Here is a 16,953-nt window from a genome sequence, read left to right on the forward strand (position 1 = left end):
TGAGCGCGCTGGCGTTGAGCAATTTGCATCAATAAAGCATCAGCAAATACAGTCGCAGCTTCTTGGGTCTAATTTCATCACAAAACTCCATTTCGATCAATCTGAGTTTGTAAAAATTTATATACAAAATTATCTCAATCAGGAATGTGTCTAAATAGTCACCCACCAATATCACCCATTGGAAAAATCCGACTCAAATCCAAGAACGCATCTTCAAACCCAGGAATCGCTACTGACTCATTCGCCAGAGAAATTTGCTTGATAAGATAATTAAACTTACCTTGAATATTTTGATAAGGCTCTTTGTAACGCTCTAATTGACGAGTATTTAAATCTATAATCCAATAATTAGAAATTCCGGCTTCTGCGTATAGTTCTAGTTTCTTTGTTTGGTCGTATGTCAATGTAGAATCTGAAATTTCAATGACCAAAAAAATATCTTCGGGGTAAGGATGATGAGCCAGATAATCCTCATCTCTTCCGCTTGCAATGACAACATCTGGCTCTGGCTCACTTTGATTTGGTAGTGTAATCGGATCTTGCCCACGAATGACAGCGCGATCGCCTAAAATTCGATCTAGTTGACGGCACAAAATAGAATTACAAACTGTGTGTGGTCTTCCCTTTGCGGTCATTTGGATCAATTCTCCACGAATTAACTCAATGCGATCGCCCTCCTTTAAAAAGCCTAGTTCAATCAACCAATGATATTCGTCAATTGTGAATCGCTTCGGTGTAACAACATTCATAGGACACCCATCAGATAAATCTGTTTTTACTCTAGCTTTTCAACAGCAGCTCAAATTGTTGCCAACAAAGATACATCGCACGCGGTACATGAAAACAGCCTTTCCATTTCCCGCCTTTGAGATGCAAAAGCACTTCCCCACGGCGATTGAGATAACCAAACCACTCACCGTCTTCTGAATCGGCAAAGTGTGACCAAGCGTAATCATGCATTTTTTGATACCATTGCCAACATACTTCCCGCCCTGTCAAACGATAACCCATCGCTAAGGCAACTAACGATTCTAAATGCACCCACCACAGCTTTTGATCCCATTCCAATTGCTGCGGTGGATGACCGTCTGCATCCATAAAATAATACAAGCCGTCATATTCATTATCCCAAGCAAAATTGAGAATATTTAACACCACATCAACAGCTTGATTAATAGTTTTAGTATCATTTTTACGACGGGCAATGTCCATAATAAACCACATCGCCTCAATACCATGACCAGGGTTAATTAATCGTCCCTCAAAACAATCAATATGAGAGCCATCGGGAGCAACACTTTCGTACATTAACCCCTTTTCTTGATCTAAAAAATCAGTCATCACTTCTTGAACGGTTTGAGCTAGAACATTTTCCAGGATTTCACTAGATAGCAACCATTCCATTTCTAAAGTTAAGTTAGCTAAAATCATTGGCACAGCTAAAGATTTCATCGGGCGTGTGCCGGGATAGGTTTTAGTATATTTCCCCTTGGGGTGATCTTTACGCCGCAAAACGTTATTGTAAGCTTGCATTGCCACATCTTTTGCCCAATCTTCACCAGCAGCAAGAGCATATTGGCTAAATGCCATGGCCGCAAAACAATCAGAAAAAATATTGTAGGGTTGTATGAGTGGCTCACCTGTACGAGTTAGGGCAAAGTACCAGTTACCATCAACATCTCTACCATGTTGGGCGAGAAAATTAGCACCATTGCGAGCAATATTTAACCAATTTTCGCGTTTTTCTAGCTGATTGCAAAGCATCGAAAAAGTCCACACTTGGCGATTTTGCAACCAAATGAATTTGTCTGTATCGTAAATTTTACCCTCGCGATCCAGGCAGGTAAAATAGCCGCCGTACTCCGAATCCAAGGAATGTTTTTCCCAAAAAGGAAGTACATTGTTAAAAAGTGTGTTTTTGTAAAGTTCTGCTAAGGCTTGCAATTCATACTCCATAAATTTCTTCTCCTTGTGTGCCAAAACCAACAGCGTTAATTATCACCTCGCTAGGGATGGAGTACAAGGGTTATGATGACTTAATTGTCGCGCCAAATAGCAACAAATTGCTACATTGATAGATATTTGGGATAATCTCTTATTCCCTGTTTGCACCATCTACCAAATTCTGGCTATAGCCACCAAACCGTGATTACACTATTCAGAAAACTCCGCACTACTTTAGCAACCAAAGATAGGGGTTCTCAGGACACCACTACTAGAAATTGGCTGCAAACTATTTTTATTACCAGTGTCGGAGTTAGTGTTTTAGTACTAGGAGTTCGCCATCTGAAATGGTTGCAAACTTGGGAATTGAGTGCTTATGACCAAATGATACGGCTACGCCCTACTGAAAAACCAGATCCTCATCTGTTAATAGTTAGTGTCACTGAAGAGGATTTGGGATCACAAGATTTTTCCCTACCAGATAACATTATTAATCGGCTATTAGTTAAAATTCAGTCTTATCAACCGCGTGTCATTGGATTAAGTATTGATCGTTCCAAACAGAAAAACTTAGGGGCTGGTCTTTCCAATCTAGATAATGTTATCACTTACTGCACATTCAGCAGTATGGGCAGTCCAGAAATTCCACCACCACCAAATTTCCCCAAAGATCAAGTCGGCTTTAGTGATGTGATTTCTGACGATGAAGATGTGATTGTGCGTCGTAGTTTGTTATTTGCTGGTTCCAATGACAAAAAATGTCAAACACGATTTTCTTTTGCTGCTCTATTAGCGATTAATTACCTAGAAAGACAAGGTATTAAATCTCGTTTCCCTGATCGAGACCATTTTTATTTAGGTAAAACTCTGTTTCCACGTTTATCAGAAGATGCGGGTGGCTATGAAAACATAGACGCGGCAGGTTATCAAATTCTACTAAATTACCGTGACCCGTCTCAATTTGCCAAACAAGTCACTCTCACACAAGTTTTAGAGAACCAGGTAGATCCCAATTGGATCAAAGATCATCTCGTCATTATTGGTACTACTGCTCGTAGTGTTCATCCAGGCTTTTATACACCCTACAGTGGTTCAGCTAAGTATCCGTCGAGGATAGCACCTGTATTTATTCATGCACAGGTAGCAAGTCAGATTATCAGTACAGTATTGAGCGATCGCCACCTAATTTGGTATTTACCAAACTGGGCTGAAGCTGTTTGGGTGTGGGGATGGTCGATAGTGGGTGGTGTTTTAGCATGGCAGCTAAGATATCCTATGCGTCTGGGTTTGGCTGGTAGTGTATCTTTGGGTAGTTTAGTGGGTGTTTGCTATTTGCTATTTTTACAAGGGGCATGGTTGCCAGTTATACCGCCTGCTGTGGCTTTGGTGTTGAGTGGTGTGAGTGTGATGGCTTACAGTACATACCAAACTCAACAACATACTAAAGTAATTATTTTACAAGTTGAAAAACAAAAAGAAGCAATAGAACAATTAAATACACTTTTAAAAGAAACAACACACATTTATGACAAACATGTTCATTCTGACACCACAGGTGATAACACAGAAAAAGTCACTGGTGATTTTCTTTTAGGTGGACGTTATCAGATTCATAAAGTACTTGGTTCGGGTGGATTTGGTTGTACTTATTTAGCAAAAGATACCCAGCGTCCAGGTAATCCAATTTGTGTTGTCAAACAACTAATGCCAGCCCGACGAGATACCAGATTTCTGCAAGTTGCAAGAAGATTATTTGACGCAGAAGCAGATATTTTAGAAGTTTTAGGTAAACATCATCAAATTCCAGAATTGTTGGCATATTTTGAAGAGAATAACGAATTTTATTTAGTACAAGAATATATTTCAGGACATGCCCTAAGTGATGAATTACCACCTCATCAAAACATCAAAACTGAATCTGATCTCATCGAGATGTTGAAAGGAGTATTAGAAGTTTTGGTATTTGTTCACGAACATCGTGTGATTCATCGGGATATCAAACCGAGTAATATTATTAGATCTGATACAGATAATCGCTTAGTGCTAATTGATTTTGGCGCAGTGAAAATGATGCAGCCAAAATCTAGTGAACAAACCGAATTAGCTACAGTAGCCATTGGTACAAGGGGTTATGCACCACCAGAACAATTTGCTGGTCATCCTCGATTATCCAGTGATATTTATGCTTTGGGGATGATTGCTATTCAATCAATTACCGGAATACCACCACACCAACTGCATCCTCACCCTGAAACTGGTACTGTGGAATGGCGACATGGTGTAAAAGTTAGCGATAAATTAGCAGAAATTTTGGATAAAATGGTACGCTATCACTTTAGCGATCGCTATCACTCTGCAACTGAAGTCCTCCAAGATTTGAAAAAAATTGAATAATTTTCTTGTTGGTTAAAGTTGGTTAGTGGTTAGTTCTCCCCCTTGTCTTTGTCTGCCTTGTTTCCCATGTCCCCTCCTTTCCCAACTTCCCTCTCCACCATCTGCCACGCCAACTTCGCTGCACCAAGCATTCCCGCAGCATTACCTAATTCGGCTGGTAAGATTTGTAAATCTAGGCGAGATGTAGGTAAAACTCGTTTCTCTATTTCCGCTTTGGCTGCTGGTAGAAAAAAGTTAGCGCTAGCACTAACACCACCACCAATGACGATCGCTTGTGGTGTCAGTACGTAAATCAAACTTGTTAAACCAATACCTAAATATCTACCGTATTCTTGCCAAAAAATTAAGGCGTCCTTGTCTCCAGCTTTTGCCAAAACGCTTAATTCTGAAGGTTCTTTTCCCGTGCAGCGACGAATTGCTGTAATTGAAACATGCTGTTCTAACGAACCTTTGTTACCACTCTTACATAGGTGTCCATCTGGATTAAATGTGATTAAACCCAATTCCCCAGCAGCACCATAATGACCAACAAATAATTTACCATCAATAAAAATTGCCCCACCAACACCAGTCCCCAAAGTCAACAAAATGAAATTTTGAAAGTGGCGACCACTTCCTAACCAAGCTTCTCCCAAACCTGCACAATTGGCGTCATTATCAAGAATAGTTGGTTTGCCTATTTTCGCTTCTAAAGCCTCTGCCAAAGGAACATCAACCCATCCTGGCAAGTTAATAGCTAATTTGGCAATGCGCCTAGTTGCATCCGCAGGACCGGGAGTACCAACACCAATAGCAATAGCTTGGTTGAGTGGATCTAATTGGGCGATCGCATCCACCATTGTTACTATCACCGCTTCTGGAGTTGCTGGTTGGGGAGTCGCTACAGTCAAGGATTTTAGGCAAGTACCATCAACCGTAAATCGTCCCAGTTTAATTGCTGTTCCCCCCAAGTCAATACCAATTACTTCTGCTCCCACCACATTTATCTCATAAGTTATTGTTAGTAGTTAATTGTCCAAACAACAAGTAACTATCTATAATTACTATTTTTCTGAATAATTTCACTCGCGTATGGTGTAGATCGAGTTACATACATCACTGGAGTTGAACCCAAATTTGCTTGTACCTGCCAAGATGTAACTGGCGCACCTCGTAAAATACCAGCCAAAGCAACGGAAAGCATAAAACCGCCAGCAGTAGCAGCAACTAAAGAAAGTTTATCGTTCATACAAATTTCTCATTAAATATAAAAGGACTAGTACAACAAGGCAAAAGTAAAAAGTAAAAAGGCAAAAGAAAGAAAGCTTATTTTATAGGCTTTTCAGCCATTTTTAATGGTAGCTTTATTTCCGCCGACCTGTACTAGGGATCGGAGATAAGGGGTAATGGGGATTGGGGAAAAGGGATTGGGGATTTGCTTATTTTCCCTTGTCCCTGATCCGTGATCCCCAATTCCCGATCCCTTAACTATTTCCGGATTCCATTTTCTTTCCTCAAACGAGGATTGACAAATTCGTTTAACCCCTCACCTAGTAGTGATAACCCTACAACCATGAATGTTAAACCTAAGCCGGGGAAGAGGGTAGTCCACCAAATACCTGTGGGTAGTGCTTCCAAAGCTTGTTTTAAGTCACGTCCCCATTCTGGGACTTCTTCGGGTAATCCTAAACCTAAAAAGCCCAAACCACCCAAAACTAAAATTGCATCGGCGGCGTTGAGAGTGAAGAGTACGGGTACGCTTTGAATAACATTAAAAAAGAGATAGCGAGAAAGTACTTGCCAAGTATTAGCACCGATCGCTTGGGCTGCTTCTATATATACTTCTGTTTTGACGCTTACCGTATGATTACGAACAACGCGGTAATATTGGGGAATATAAGCAATACTAATGGCGATCGCAGCATTTAATATTCCCCGTCCCACCACAAACGCTAGTGTTACCGAAAGCAATAACCCCGGTAGCGTATAGATGCTATCCATTAGGAATAGCAAAGTTTTATCCAATCTACCGCCAACATAGCCACTTACCATCCCCAAAGGTACACCCACAACCATACTTAATGCTGTTGCGAGCAAAACTACTTGCAATGCTGCTTGGATACCAAATATTGTGCGTGAGAAGACATCATAACCAAGACGACTAGTACCAAACCAATGCTTGGCTGAAGGTGGACTATGAATGGGGTTACTCAAGAAATCTGTGGGATCTTGTAACCATCCCCAAGCCTGAAATACAGGAGCAAATAATGCTAGAGATATGAATATGCTGCTAATCACTAAGCCCACAATCATTAGTTTTTGTGAAAGATTAGGACTTTTAGCAAAATTTAAAAATCTTGGCAGTTGAGTTTTTACAACAGTCATAGGTTTGGAAAAGACGCACCATGACGCGTCTGAAAAATCAGATTTGAGTTATGAGTTTTGGGGTTTGAGGGCAGTTTTGTCAAGCATAAAGTTGGATCAGTTAATGAAGTGTAACTTTTTGATCAAGCTCTTCGGGGAGGGAACGGAGAACGGGGATTAGGTAAAGCATCATTATTCATGAATGGATAATATCCGGTTGCCTGTTCCCTTTTAAAACATTTTTTTGCTCAATTCGGGAATGCGATCGCTCTCTCAAGCTACTTTTTTTACTAATATCGCAGCCCTAATTCTCAATACTGAAGCTGTGATTGCTGTAAAAAATATACCAATTAATATATTTCTCCAACTAATTTCTTTTCCGTTCGCGCTTACCAAAAACACTTCTAGCATCAAAGAAGGTAAAACTATACCCGCAATCAGTAATAACCTATGAATTATTTGCTGATGTTTAGCCAAAATAGAAAGTAGTGCCAAGTAAATTCCTAAAGGCACAAAATTCAAGGCATAGTAAAATATTTTATTTTCTATGGGAATTAAATCTAGCAAATTTAGTGAATAAGAATTTTGTAAGTTATCTACGTATACTTGAATACTTGAACGAAAATAACTAATGATAATATGATGTAATTGCTTATCTGTAAAAACATTTGGAATATTCAGTTGTATCTCGCTAGCATTTTCTCCAGTAATTGGTGTTCTCAATCGCAAGTTTAAAGCAGTTCCCTGCTGTCCTAAAGTAAAATTGCGACGCAACTGATCCATAGAAATTGACACAATTCGAGCAGGGCCGGTTTGATTTATGTCGCTAGTAGCTACAGTTGTGCTGATTGTAAATTCAGAGGTATGAGATATTCTTTGATTCAATTTTGTCACAGAGCCAGCAGTTTCTAGCCAATTACTGGAACTCAATAAAGCGCCTTTTTTTTCTTGAATCTCTGAAGGCTGAATACGCCACAACAATTTAGGTAAATTACCACTTTTATCCTGATAGTAAGATTTGCCGTTTGTGTCTAATTTATAAGCAGCTAACAGAGAACTTCCAAATTTATCAAAATAATTTTCATCTGCAAATGTCTGTGCAACTTCAATGGCTGACATAGCTCTATCAGTCATATTTACTTCAGAAACGTATCCTTGCCAAGGTCTATCTCCTGTGACTTCATTACCAATTGTTAGCGGATAATTTAAGTTCCAATTACTTAAATAGGTTGTACTTTGCCAAAATACTAAATTTAGAGATGATAATAATATGTATCCCAAACAAAACACAGCTATTCTTTGATTAATCTGCCTACTTGTGTTGTTCTCTATCCTCGCTAATGTGTAAGCAAAACTTTGAGAAGAAAACCAATTAAAGCAAAGCCAACCCACAAAACCACCGATACTATTATTAATAATATCGACGAAAGTGGGTGTTCTACCAGGCAGAAAAACTTGCAAAAGTTCAACTATCGTTGATAAACCCGTACTGATTAATATAACTATTAAAATTTCCAGTGCTAAGTTCACCCTTTTTCTTTGTAAAACACTGCTAGCAAAGAATCCTAAAGGTATAAACAATAAAATATTGTTGACTTGATCTTGGAAAGAGGTTTCATTACTAAAAGTCGCAATCAGTTGTTGCCAAGAAAAATCATTTGGGAAGAAAAAACTAAAAGGATAAAGTGTCGCTAACAGTACCACTAATATACTCATTGCGACAAATGCGTAATTTTTAGTTAATTCGACTAAATTAGCGTTACGAATTATTTGACGTTTATTCATAGTCGCCGATTCTACTTATACAATTTACTGATTTTATCTAGCTAAATATATATTCCTTTTACTTTCATTGAATTACGTAATAGTTACGCAAAATTCTCACGAAAATTTTAGTGGTTTACCAATCTTAACATATGTATTTTTAATTGTTTTTAATATCACAATCCGAGTTTAGATAATTAAAATATTGTGTAAAAAAATATAAATAAACTGTAAAGTTTAGCTCCCCGACTTCTTAAAGAAGTCGGGGGGCTTGTCGTTCAAATTCACAAATAAAATTAGATTACTATATTATCCAATAGATATAATCACTTACGTAATTGTATATTTTATTGCGCTTAGATTGCGAAAGATTAAAATTTACCAATCAAGTCTTGTTGAAAAGTCTAAAATTTTTATGGTGGCTGAGAGTATGGACACGGGTAAGCATTTAAAATAGACAACTTGTAAAACAGGACTTTTGCATTTTGATATAGGCAAAGGAACAGCGTAATACCCTGCTTCTGCAAGAAGTCGAATGCTTACTGAAATTATTTTCTATGGGAGGTTGGCTATGCCTATCGCCACAATTAATCCTGCGACAAAGGAATTACTCAAAAACTTTGAAGCGCATAGTGATGCTGAAATTGCTGCCAAACTAGATTTGGCACAACGAGCTTTTGAGGATTACCGTCAGACGAGTTTTTCTGAGCGATCGCACTGGCTGGAAAAAGCTGCTTCTATTCTTGAACAAGAAAAAGCAGACTTTGCCAAGGTGATGACCCTAGAAATGGGCAAAACTTACAAAAGTGCGATCGCTGAAGTCGAAAAATGTGCTTTGGTTTGTCGTTACTACGCTGAAAACGCTGCCCAGTTTCTCGCTGAAAACTACGTAGAAACCGATGCTAGTAAAAGTTTTGTTAAATACCAACCATTAGGTATAGTTCTCGCAGTGATGCCGTGGAATTTTCCCTTTTGGCAAGTATTTCGTTTTGCAGCACCCGCATTGATGGCAGGTAATGTTGGTTTACTCAAACATGCTTCCAATGTACCGCAGTGTGCTTTAGCAATTGAGGAAATTATCAACAAAGCTGGTTTCCCCGCAGGTGTATTTCAAAATTTGTTCATACCTGGTGCTAAGATTGGCGACTTGATGAGTGATGAGCGCATAAAAGCTGCTACCTTAACAGGTAGCGAACCAGCAGGTATATCACTAGCTGTTGCATCTGGTAAACAAATTAAAAAAACCGTTCTAGAATTGGGTGGCAGCGATCCATTTATTGTGTTAGAAAGTGCTGACTTGGAAGCAGCAGTTGCAGTTGCAACTACAGCAAGAATGCTCAATAACGGGCAATCTTGTATTGCTGCGAAACGCTTTATTGTTCAAGAAGCGATCGCAGACAAATTTGAAAAGCTACTGCTAGAAAAATTCCAAGCGCTCAAAGTAGGCGATCCCATGCAATCAGATACTGATGTCGGACCACTGGCAACTCCTGATATTCTCCAAGAATTAGATCAACAAGTACAAACTTGTGTCAAAGCAGGAGCAAAAGTTCTGATTGGCGGACAGTCTTTGGCTGATCGTCCTGGTAACTTCTTTCCACCAACAATAATTACAGAACTGTCTCCAGATACTGCGATCGCCAAAGAAGAATTTTTTGGCCCAATAGCTTTAGTATTCCGCGTACCCAATATTGACGAAGCCATTAAATTAGCAAATGCAACACCCTTCGGTTTAGGTGCAAGTGCTTGGACAACAAACTCCCAAGAACAACACCGTTTCATCGATGAAATTGAAGCAGGTGCAGTATTTATTAATGGCATGGTTAAGTCCGATCCTCGCCTACCTTTTGGTGGAATTAAACGATCTGGATATGGCAGAGAATTGGGTATCCAAGGAATACATGAATTCGTCAACATTAAAACAGTGTGGGTTAAATGATTTAATCATTTGTCCTTAGTCATTAGTCATTTGTACAAATCTAATGACCAATGACAAATGACTAATGACTAAAATATTTTTCGCTAGTGAGGAAGTTCAATGAATACGGCAGAGTTATTAGTAAGGTGCTTAGAAAATGAAGGGGTGCAATATGTTTTTGGACTCCCTGGCGAAGAAAATTTGCACGTTTTGGAAGCGCTAAAACACTCCTCGATTCAATTTATTACTACTCGTCATGAACAAGGTGCAGCATTCATGGCAGATGTTTACGGACGTCTGACAGGAAAAGCAGGAGTGTGTCTTTCAACTTTAGGACCAGGGGCTACAAATTTAATGACAGGGGTTGCTGATGCAAACCTCGATGGTGCGCCACTAGTGGCAATTACCGGGCAAGTCGGAACAGATAGAATGCACATCGAATCTCATCAATATTTAGATTTGGTGGCAATGTTTGCTCCGGTAACAAAATGGAATAAACAAATTGTTCGACCTAGTATTACACCAGAATTACTACGCAAAGCATTTAAACTGGCACAAAGTGAAAAACCAGGAGCAGTTCATATTGACTTACCAGAAAATATTGCTGCCATGCCAGTAGAAGGTAAACCATTATATAAGCAAAATATTGAAAAAACATTTGCTTCTTTTGCTAGTATTCGGTCAGCTTCAGCCTTAATCTCTCAGGCAAATAATCCCATAATTTTAGTTGGTAACGGTGCAATTCGCGCCCAAGCCAGCGACGCTGTGACTCAATTTGCTACTCAATTAAATATTCCTGCTGCTAACACATTCATGGGTAAAGGAGTTATTCCTTATACTCATCCTCTAGCATTATGGTCAGTGGGATTACAACAGCGAGATTTTATCAACTGTGGTTTTGATAACACAGATTTAGTGATTGCTGTTGGCTATGATCTGATTGAATTTTCACCCAAAAAATGGAATCCCGATAGCAAAATTCCTATTGTTCATATAGCTGCTACTCCAGCAGAAATAGATAGTAGTTACATTCCAAGTGTGGAAGTTGTAGGCGATATTTCTGATTCTCTTGATGAGATTTTAAAAGTAGCAGATCGCCAAACTAAATCCAATCCCTACGCTATCAGTTTAAGATCAAACATTCGTTCTGATTACGAACAATATGCCAACGACGACGGATTTCCAATTAAGCCTCAAAAAATCATTTATGACTTGCGTCAGGTAATGGGGCCAGAAGATATTGTGATTTCTGATGTCGGCGCACACAAAATGTGGATTGCCCGCCATTATCATTGTCATAGTCCGAATACTTGCTTAATTTCCAATGGATTTGCAGCTATGGGAATTGCCATTCCTGGTGCAGTCGCAGCTAAACTTGTTCATCCCAATCGTAAAGTTGTAGCCGCAACAGGCGATGGCGGCTTTATGATGAATTGTCAAGAATTAGAAACTGCTTTGCGAGTTGGTACAGCGTTTGTGACTTTGATTTTTAATGATGGTGGTTACGGCTTAATTGAGTGGAAACAAGAAAATCACTTTGGTAAAGGTAGATCATCTTTTGTACATTTTGGCAATCCTGATTTTGTCAAATTAGCAGAAAGTATGGGATTAAAAGGTTATCGAGTAGAAGCTGCTACCGATTTAGTTCCCATCCTTAAAGAAGCTCTAGCTCAAGATGTACCAGCAGTGATCGATTGTCCTGTAGACTATCGAGAAAATATTCGCTTTACTCAAAAAGCTGGCGAATTGAATTGTGTGCTTTAATTAATTGTCATTTGTCATTTGTCATTTGTTCTTTGTCGTTGATGAAGAACGAATGACAAATGACAAACCTATTGATTTTTTCGTTGGTTCTTAATCTTGTTTCTCATTGAGAGTACTTTAGATGCGTTCGCCCTGATCTCATATCCTGCCGAGAAATAAATTTTTTTGCTAATAGCTAAAGTCAGATAAATTTGACTAGGCAAGTGTTTGAGTCCGTTAAAACGCAATACGATTCAGTTAAGGTTATTGGTAGGTTTTCCGATGTGTAGAGACGTTGCACTGCAACGTCTCTACAAAGGTTATCGGTAGTAAATTATCTTATCTGAACCGTATTGCGTTTTAACGGACTTGTGCTGTTAGCCTGAGAATTTATTCTCTGACGGGATATGTGCTTAGTTTCAAGTACTACTTCACAAAAGTCCACTCTAAAGTCTTGATTGGTGCTGTTTGCAGGGCTTGAGAAAGTTCAGCACTACTGGCAAATTGCAACTGTTCCACATAGCAAGCTTCTACATTCACGGTAAATTCTTTTTCCTGAAAAGGCCAAGGAGTAACAGTTAAATTACCGTCGCTGCGCTGCATCACATCATAACGCTTAACATCTGATAAAGTTGCAATTTCTAAAGCACGCTCATCTACAGGTATCATTCGGTTACAGAGAATGAGTGAAAGGCGATCGCACCACTGAAAAAAATCATAAGTTTTCACAGCATCATCTTTTGTTATTTTTAACTCTTTACGCCATTGTTCTTGATTCTTTAACTGTTCATCTAGAAACTCATCCAATTCGGGTAATTTACCGCGATTACCTTCATTTAAAAAACTCATGTGCATAGAAATCAGCATTGCTACCCATCGTCCTCGATAGCGAGCATTGTTTGTTAATTCCCGCATACTTGCCACACCACTGGCTTTAGTATCTTTCATCAAAGTAAAATCTAGGGGCGCGCCAGCATCTGTAGTATGTTTTCCTTCCCATTCTTTTTCCAAATCATCGTGATGGGAAATTGCTGCAATTGTCTCTAACCAACGTATGGGACGTTCTTTTACATTCCAATGTCCCGCAATTTCAGCCGCCAGCAAAGCATGAGCGCGATGATAAATAACTTCCCAACCCTTTTGGTGTTGATTCACAATCATGAATCTAACCTTGATCCTTCGTGTAATATGAGTTTGCTTCCCTATCTTGGGTGAGCAAAGACTGTTCGCTCATCTGTCAACAGCACGAAGATCAAGTGCCACTATGGATAAATTGACATTGAAAAATTGGATTTTTATCAATCAGCGACTGACACCTTATTTATTTTTGCTACCCGCTTTAGTAATTCTGGTATTAACTGTCTTTTGGCCGGCGCTACAAGCTTTTTACCTCAGCTTTACCCGTTACGAATACGATTTAACTCAAACACCTGCATGGATTGGTTTTGCTAATTTCCGCCGCTTATGGGTTGATCCTGTTTTTTGGCAAACTTTGGTGAATACCCTACTCTATCTTGTGGTTGTGGTGCCGATTTTAGTAATCGCCCCCTTAGCACTGGCAATTTTAGTGAATCAAAAATTGCAAGGAATGCATTGGTTTCGTGCTGCTTATTATACGCCTGTGGTAATTTCAATGGTGGTGGCGGGAATTGCTTGGCGATGGTTGTATGCGGAAAACGGTTTGCTTAACCAGTTACTCAAAGGCATTTTACCAGAGGGAATTCCTTGGTTAACTAGTCCCCGCTTCGCGCTTTTTAGTGTCATGGCTGTGACTGTCTGGAAAGGATTAGGCTACTACATGGTAATTTATCTAGCTGGGTTGCAATCAATACCGAATGATGTCTACGAAGCCGCAGCGATAGATGGTTCTGATGGCATTAGCAAACACTGGGATATTACAGTACCTTTGATGAAACCCTATCTGGCTTTAGTTGGTGTTATCTCAGCAATTTCCGCAACTAAAGTCTTTGAAGAAGTATATATAATGACGCAGGGCGGACCCAGGAATAGTTCAAAAACAATAGTCTATTATCTCTATGAACAAGCATTTAATAATTTAGAAATTAGCTATGCTTGTACGATTGGGCTGGTACTGTTTTTGATCATTTTAGGGTTGTCAATTTTGCGATTATCAATTGGCGGTGTTAGTGCTTGATAGTTGCTCAACTCCCATTTATCGATTGAGACGACGAAATTCAGCAGGGGTAGAACGCATGGGTTTTTCTGGGTTCCAAATCCCTAATCCCATGATTCTAGCCCATTGTTGGGCGCGTTCTAAGCGTTGGTCATATTTGTGGTTAGGCGATCGCCCCACAAACAACGCCTGACCTTGTTTGACTAACTCTTCATTCAACAAAACTTGATCTTGCCACACATAAGCCAGAATCCGCCCAAATTTATCTTGTCCTTCCACATCAAACTCCAGCGTTACAGACTCTCCCTTAATTAGTGCTTGCAAACGTTCTTTTGCTGTATCTCCCCAAGGACGTTGTTGTAAATCCGGTGCATCAATACCCAGCAAGCGTACTTGGGAAATTAAATTGGGTTGATCACCCATCCCCAGCACTTCCAAAGTTTGTCCACTCACTACCTGTGCAAGTTTGACTTGTACCTGTGTATTCTCTAGAGATTTGTTTCGAGGTTGACAACCAACAACTAAGAGTAACAAGCAAGATAAAATTACAAGTTTTTTCATTTGTCCGATTAACGAGGTTGGGGGTTAAAAATCAGTGAACACTTAACAGTCAACAGTTAACAGTTAGTCATAAAATTTGATAACTGATAACTGATAACTGAACTACTCCTCGTCTAACGGTAAACCTGCGCGCACTCTCCCCTTAGCAAAATATCGCCCAAACTGGAGTTCATAAACTTCATCTTCGTCTTGTGTCTCTACTTCTAAGTCAGAACGGGCGTAACTGACACACAATAGCGCATAGCCTTGCTGACGTAACTCTAGAGATAGTCCCACTGCTTCCGGTTGGTAAATTTCTCCCTTTAACACCCTGACAGCGCATGTGGTACAAGCGCCATTGCGGCAAGAAAAAGGTAGTTCTTTCCCTTGTTTTTCACAACTATGCAGGATGTAGCGGTCATCAGGTACTTCTAAAGTATGTTTTATGTTTTTGGCGCGATCGTGAACTGTGATTTTATATGTCCGGGACATGTTGGTTTTGAATTTAAGATTTTTGAGCAATTTGATTGCACTTTCTAGAAGTATATTGTACAATTGCAAATCGTGACCTCTGGAGAGATGGCCGAGTGGTTGAAGGCGCAGCACTGGAAATGCTGTTTGGGGGCAACTTCAACGTGGGTTCGAATCCCACTCTCTCCGTTATTCAGTTGCAGTAATGAACAAAATAATCATCATTGGTGGCGGAATTGGCGGTGCTGCAACTGCGATCGCCCTAAGTCGTGCTGGTCTAGAGCCTGTCGTTTATGAGCGAACCAAACAGTTACGAGAAGTTGGGGCTGGAATTGCACTTTGGGCAAACGCCACCCATATCTTGAAGCAATTAGATTTACTCGAAGATGCGATCCAAGTTGGTTGTCTAACGACGAATTACCAATTTAATTCGCAACGGGGTAAGGAATTAGTAAATGTGCCTGTTGATCGCTTTGAATTACCCGTGATCGGAATTCATCGTGCCGAATTGCATCAGCTATTGTGGCGGAATGTAGCGGGTGAGAAATTCATTTTGGGAGAAAATTTTGAGCGATTTGAGCGCCAGGATAATCAGGTTCAAGCTTATTTTGCTTCAGGTTTGAGGGTTGCAGGGGATGCGTTAATTGGTGCAGATGGGTTGCGATCGCAAGTCAGAACCGCTATCTTAGGTGACGAACCTCCCATTTATCGGAATTTTAAAACTTGGCGTGGTTTGACCGATTATATTCCCAGTGCATACCGTCCTGGTTACATTCAAGAATTTTTAGGATGCGGTAAGGGATTTGGTTTTATGATGCTGGGCAAGGAAAAAATGTATTGGTATGCAGCAGCAAGCGCGCCAGAAGCACAACCAGATGCTGCGATCGGTCGTAAAAAAGAACTAGAGACGATGTACCAAGATTGGTTCCAAGCTATTCCTGAGTTAATTGCTGCTACGGACGAAGCCAATATTTTGACCACAGATTTATATGATCGTCCTGCAAAACAACCTTGGAGTTACCACAATATTACCCTACTCGGTGATGCTGCCCATCCTATGTTACCTACAATGGGACAAGGCGCTTGTACAGCTTTGGAGGATGCTTATGTTATCGCCCAATGCTTGCAAGCACAATCAGATCCTAGTATTGCTTTTCAACAGTATGAGTCTGTGCGTTTTCCCCGCACCAAGGCGATAATTGAACAATCTTTGCAATCCGCCAAGATGGGCGAATTGAAAAACCCGATAGCTGTGGGACTTCGCAATAGTTTTATGAAGGTAATGGGTTCAGCAATTAGCAACAGTTTCAAGTCTCTTCACGCTTACCGAGCCTGACATACTCCCACAAGTAACACTCCCCAGCGCTAGTTTTGTAGAGTGTGTTGTCGCGCCGATATACGCACCATTCGGTGATTTTCGGTGCGTTAGGACGTTCTGTCCATAACGACACCCTACCAAATTCTAATTATCCGAACTAGATATCACTTCATCAAAAAAACATCAAAAAAACATATTAGTTTAGTTTTGAGTAGGTAAAAAGCTCGATTACCTACTCAAAATGGCATTTCACTTACTCGAAATGCCATTCTACCTTCTCATTTAGGTAAATCACGCACTGGGAATGCCATTTTACTTACTCAAAATGCCATTTCACCTTCTGATTTTAGTGAATCACGCACTGGAAATGTCATTTCACCTTCT

The 16,953-nt window shown here is 39.9% G+C and carries 14 protein-coding genes and 1 tRNA gene; 6 read left to right on the plus strand and 9 right to left on the minus strand.

Annotated elements, in window-relative coordinates:
* Positions 1–158: 158 nt before the first annotated feature.
* Entirely contained in the window at positions 159–749 is a 591-nt protein-coding gene (locus AC5JMK_RS09255; protein ID WP_096674635.1) for a Uma2 family endonuclease, read from the minus strand.
* Between the two features lie 31 nt (positions 750–780).
* Positions 781–1,956: a n-acyl-d-glucosamine 2-epimerase gene (locus AC5JMK_RS09260; protein ID WP_096674633.1), complete on the minus strand. Its 1,176-nt coding sequence runs from the start codon at positions 1,954–1,956 to the stop codon at positions 781–783.
* Positions 1,957–2,145: 189 nt separating this feature from the next.
* Between AC5JMK_RS09260 and AC5JMK_RS09265 the strand changes: the two genes are divergently transcribed.
* Positions 2,146–4,338: a CHASE2 domain-containing serine/threonine-protein kinase gene (locus AC5JMK_RS09265; protein ID WP_096674631.1), complete on the plus strand. Its 2,193-nt coding sequence runs from the start codon at positions 2,146–2,148 to the stop codon at positions 4,336–4,338.
* Between the two features lie 29 nt (positions 4,339–4,367).
* On the opposite strand, the gene AC5JMK_RS09270 is transcribed toward AC5JMK_RS09265, so the two are convergent.
* The 4 genes from AC5JMK_RS09270 to AC5JMK_RS09285 all read right to left on the minus strand — a co-directional run bounded on the left by AC5JMK_RS09270 (position 4,368) and on the right by AC5JMK_RS09285 (position 8,466).
* The gene (locus AC5JMK_RS09270) at positions 4,368–5,315 is read right to left on the minus strand and encodes an ROK family protein (RefSeq protein WP_495909939.1); all 948 of its coding nucleotides are present in this window, start codon (positions 5,313–5,315) and stop codon (positions 4,368–4,370) included.
* A gap of 53 nt (positions 5,316–5,368) precedes the next feature.
* Entirely contained in the window at positions 5,369–5,566 is a 198-nt protein-coding gene (locus tag AC5JMK_RS09275) for a hypothetical protein (RefSeq protein WP_096674626.1), read from the minus strand.
* Positions 5,567–5,805: 239 nt separating this feature from the next.
* Positions 5,806–6,702: an ABC transporter permease gene (locus AC5JMK_RS09280; protein WP_495909940.1), complete on the minus strand. Its 897-nt coding sequence runs from the start codon at positions 6,700–6,702 to the stop codon at positions 5,806–5,808.
* Positions 6,703–6,954: 252 nt separating this feature from the next.
* On the minus strand, positions 6,955–8,466 hold the full coding sequence (locus AC5JMK_RS09285) for a VanZ family protein (protein WP_495909941.1): 1,512 nt from the start codon (positions 8,464–8,466) through the stop codon (positions 6,955–6,957).
* A 550-nt stretch (positions 8,467–9,016) separates the two neighbouring features.
* Between AC5JMK_RS09285 and AC5JMK_RS09290 the strand changes: the two genes are divergently transcribed.
* Positions 9,017–10,384 carry an NAD-dependent succinate-semialdehyde dehydrogenase gene (locus AC5JMK_RS09290; RefSeq protein WP_096674620.1) on the plus strand — a complete coding sequence of 456 codons (1,368 nt, stop codon included), beginning with the start codon at positions 9,017–9,019 and terminating at the stop codon, positions 10,382–10,384.
* Between the two features lie 99 nt (positions 10,385–10,483).
* Complete coding sequence (locus AC5JMK_RS09295) at positions 10,484–12,127, plus strand: acetolactate synthase large subunit (RefSeq protein WP_096674618.1); 1,644 nt, start codon at positions 10,484–10,486, stop codon at positions 12,125–12,127.
* A gap of 405 nt (positions 12,128–12,532) precedes the next feature.
* On the opposite strand, the gene AC5JMK_RS09300 is transcribed toward AC5JMK_RS09295, so the two are convergent.
* A complete protein-coding gene (locus AC5JMK_RS09300; RefSeq protein ID WP_096674616.1) occupies positions 12,533–13,267 on the minus strand; it encodes a DUF3891 family protein in 735 nt (244 codons plus the stop codon).
* A 103-nt stretch (positions 13,268–13,370) separates the two neighbouring features.
* Here AC5JMK_RS09300 and AC5JMK_RS09305 point away from each other — a divergent pair, with 103 nt between their 5' ends.
* Positions 13,371–14,261 (plus strand): carbohydrate ABC transporter permease, encoded by an 891-nt coding sequence (locus tag AC5JMK_RS09305; protein ID WP_096674614.1) that lies wholly within the window; start codon positions 13,371–13,373, stop codon positions 14,259–14,261.
* A gap of 18 nt (positions 14,262–14,279) precedes the next feature.
* Here the strand turns inward: AC5JMK_RS09305 and AC5JMK_RS09310 are convergent, their stop codons facing one another.
* Both AC5JMK_RS09310 and AC5JMK_RS09315 read right to left on the minus strand, forming a co-directional pair.
* On the minus strand, positions 14,280–14,801 hold the full coding sequence (locus AC5JMK_RS09310) for a thermonuclease family protein (RefSeq protein WP_096674612.1): 522 nt from the start codon (positions 14,799–14,801) through the stop codon (positions 14,280–14,282).
* 102 nt (positions 14,802–14,903) lie between these two features.
* The gene (locus AC5JMK_RS09315; protein ID WP_096678768.1) at positions 14,904–15,272 is read right to left on the minus strand and encodes a 2Fe-2S iron-sulfur cluster-binding protein; all 369 of its coding nucleotides are present in this window, start codon (positions 15,270–15,272) and stop codon (positions 14,904–14,906) included.
* An 81-nt stretch (positions 15,273–15,353) separates the two neighbouring features.
* Between AC5JMK_RS09315 and AC5JMK_RS09320 the strand changes: the two genes are divergently transcribed.
* Together AC5JMK_RS09320 and AC5JMK_RS09325 are read left to right on the plus strand one after the other, a co-directional pair.
* A tRNA-Ser gene (locus tag AC5JMK_RS09320) sits at positions 15,354–15,440 on the plus strand.
* Between the two features lie 16 nt (positions 15,441–15,456).
* Positions 15,457–16,587, plus strand: a complete 1,131-nt coding sequence (locus AC5JMK_RS09325) for an FAD-dependent monooxygenase (protein WP_495909942.1) — start codon at positions 15,457–15,459, stop codon at positions 16,585–16,587.
* Positions 16,588–16,953: the final 366 nt, after the last annotated feature.

It is taken from the genome of Pelatocladus sp. (assembly GCF_059505505.1).

Bases quoted from the DNA above. Each gene is read 5' to 3' on its own strand.
- AC5JMK_RS09260 (WP_096674633.1), bottom strand. From the start codon at position 1,956: ATGGAGTATGAATTGCAAGCCTTAGCAGAACTTTACAAAAACACACTT.
- AC5JMK_RS09305 (WP_096674614.1), top strand. From the start codon at position 13,371: ATGGATAAATTGACATTGAAAAATTGGATTTTTATCAATCAGCGACTG.
- AC5JMK_RS09285 (WP_495909941.1), bottom strand. From the start codon at position 8,466: ATGAATAAACGTCAAATAATTCGTAACGCTAATTTAGTCGAATTAACT.
- AC5JMK_RS09295 (WP_096674618.1), top strand. From the start codon at position 10,484: ATGAATACGGCAGAGTTATTAGTAAGGTGCTTAGAAAATGAAGGGGTG.
- AC5JMK_RS09325 (WP_495909942.1), top strand. From the start codon at position 15,457: ATGAACAAAATAATCATCATTGGTGGCGGAATTGGCGGTGCTGCAACT.
- AC5JMK_RS09315 (WP_096678768.1), bottom strand. From the start codon at position 15,272: ATGTCCCGGACATATAAAATCACAGTTCACGATCGCGCCAAAAACATA.
- AC5JMK_RS09310 (WP_096674612.1), bottom strand. From the start codon at position 14,801: ATGAAAAAACTTGTAATTTTATCTTGCTTGTTACTCTTAGTTGTTGGT.
- AC5JMK_RS09300 (WP_096674616.1), bottom strand. From the start codon at position 13,267: ATGATTGTGAATCAACACCAAAAGGGTTGGGAAGTTATTTATCATCGC.
- AC5JMK_RS09280 (WP_495909940.1), bottom strand. From the start codon at position 6,702: ATGACTGTTGTAAAAACTCAACTGCCAAGATTTTTAAATTTTGCTAAA.
- AC5JMK_RS09255 (WP_096674635.1), bottom strand. From the start codon at position 749: ATGAATGTTGTTACACCGAAGCGATTCACAATTGACGAATATCATTGG.
- AC5JMK_RS09275 (WP_096674626.1), bottom strand. From the start codon at position 5,566: ATGAACGATAAACTTTCTTTAGTTGCTGCTACTGCTGGCGGTTTTATG.
- AC5JMK_RS09290 (WP_096674620.1), top strand. From the start codon at position 9,017: ATGCCTATCGCCACAATTAATCCTGCGACAAAGGAATTACTCAAAAAC.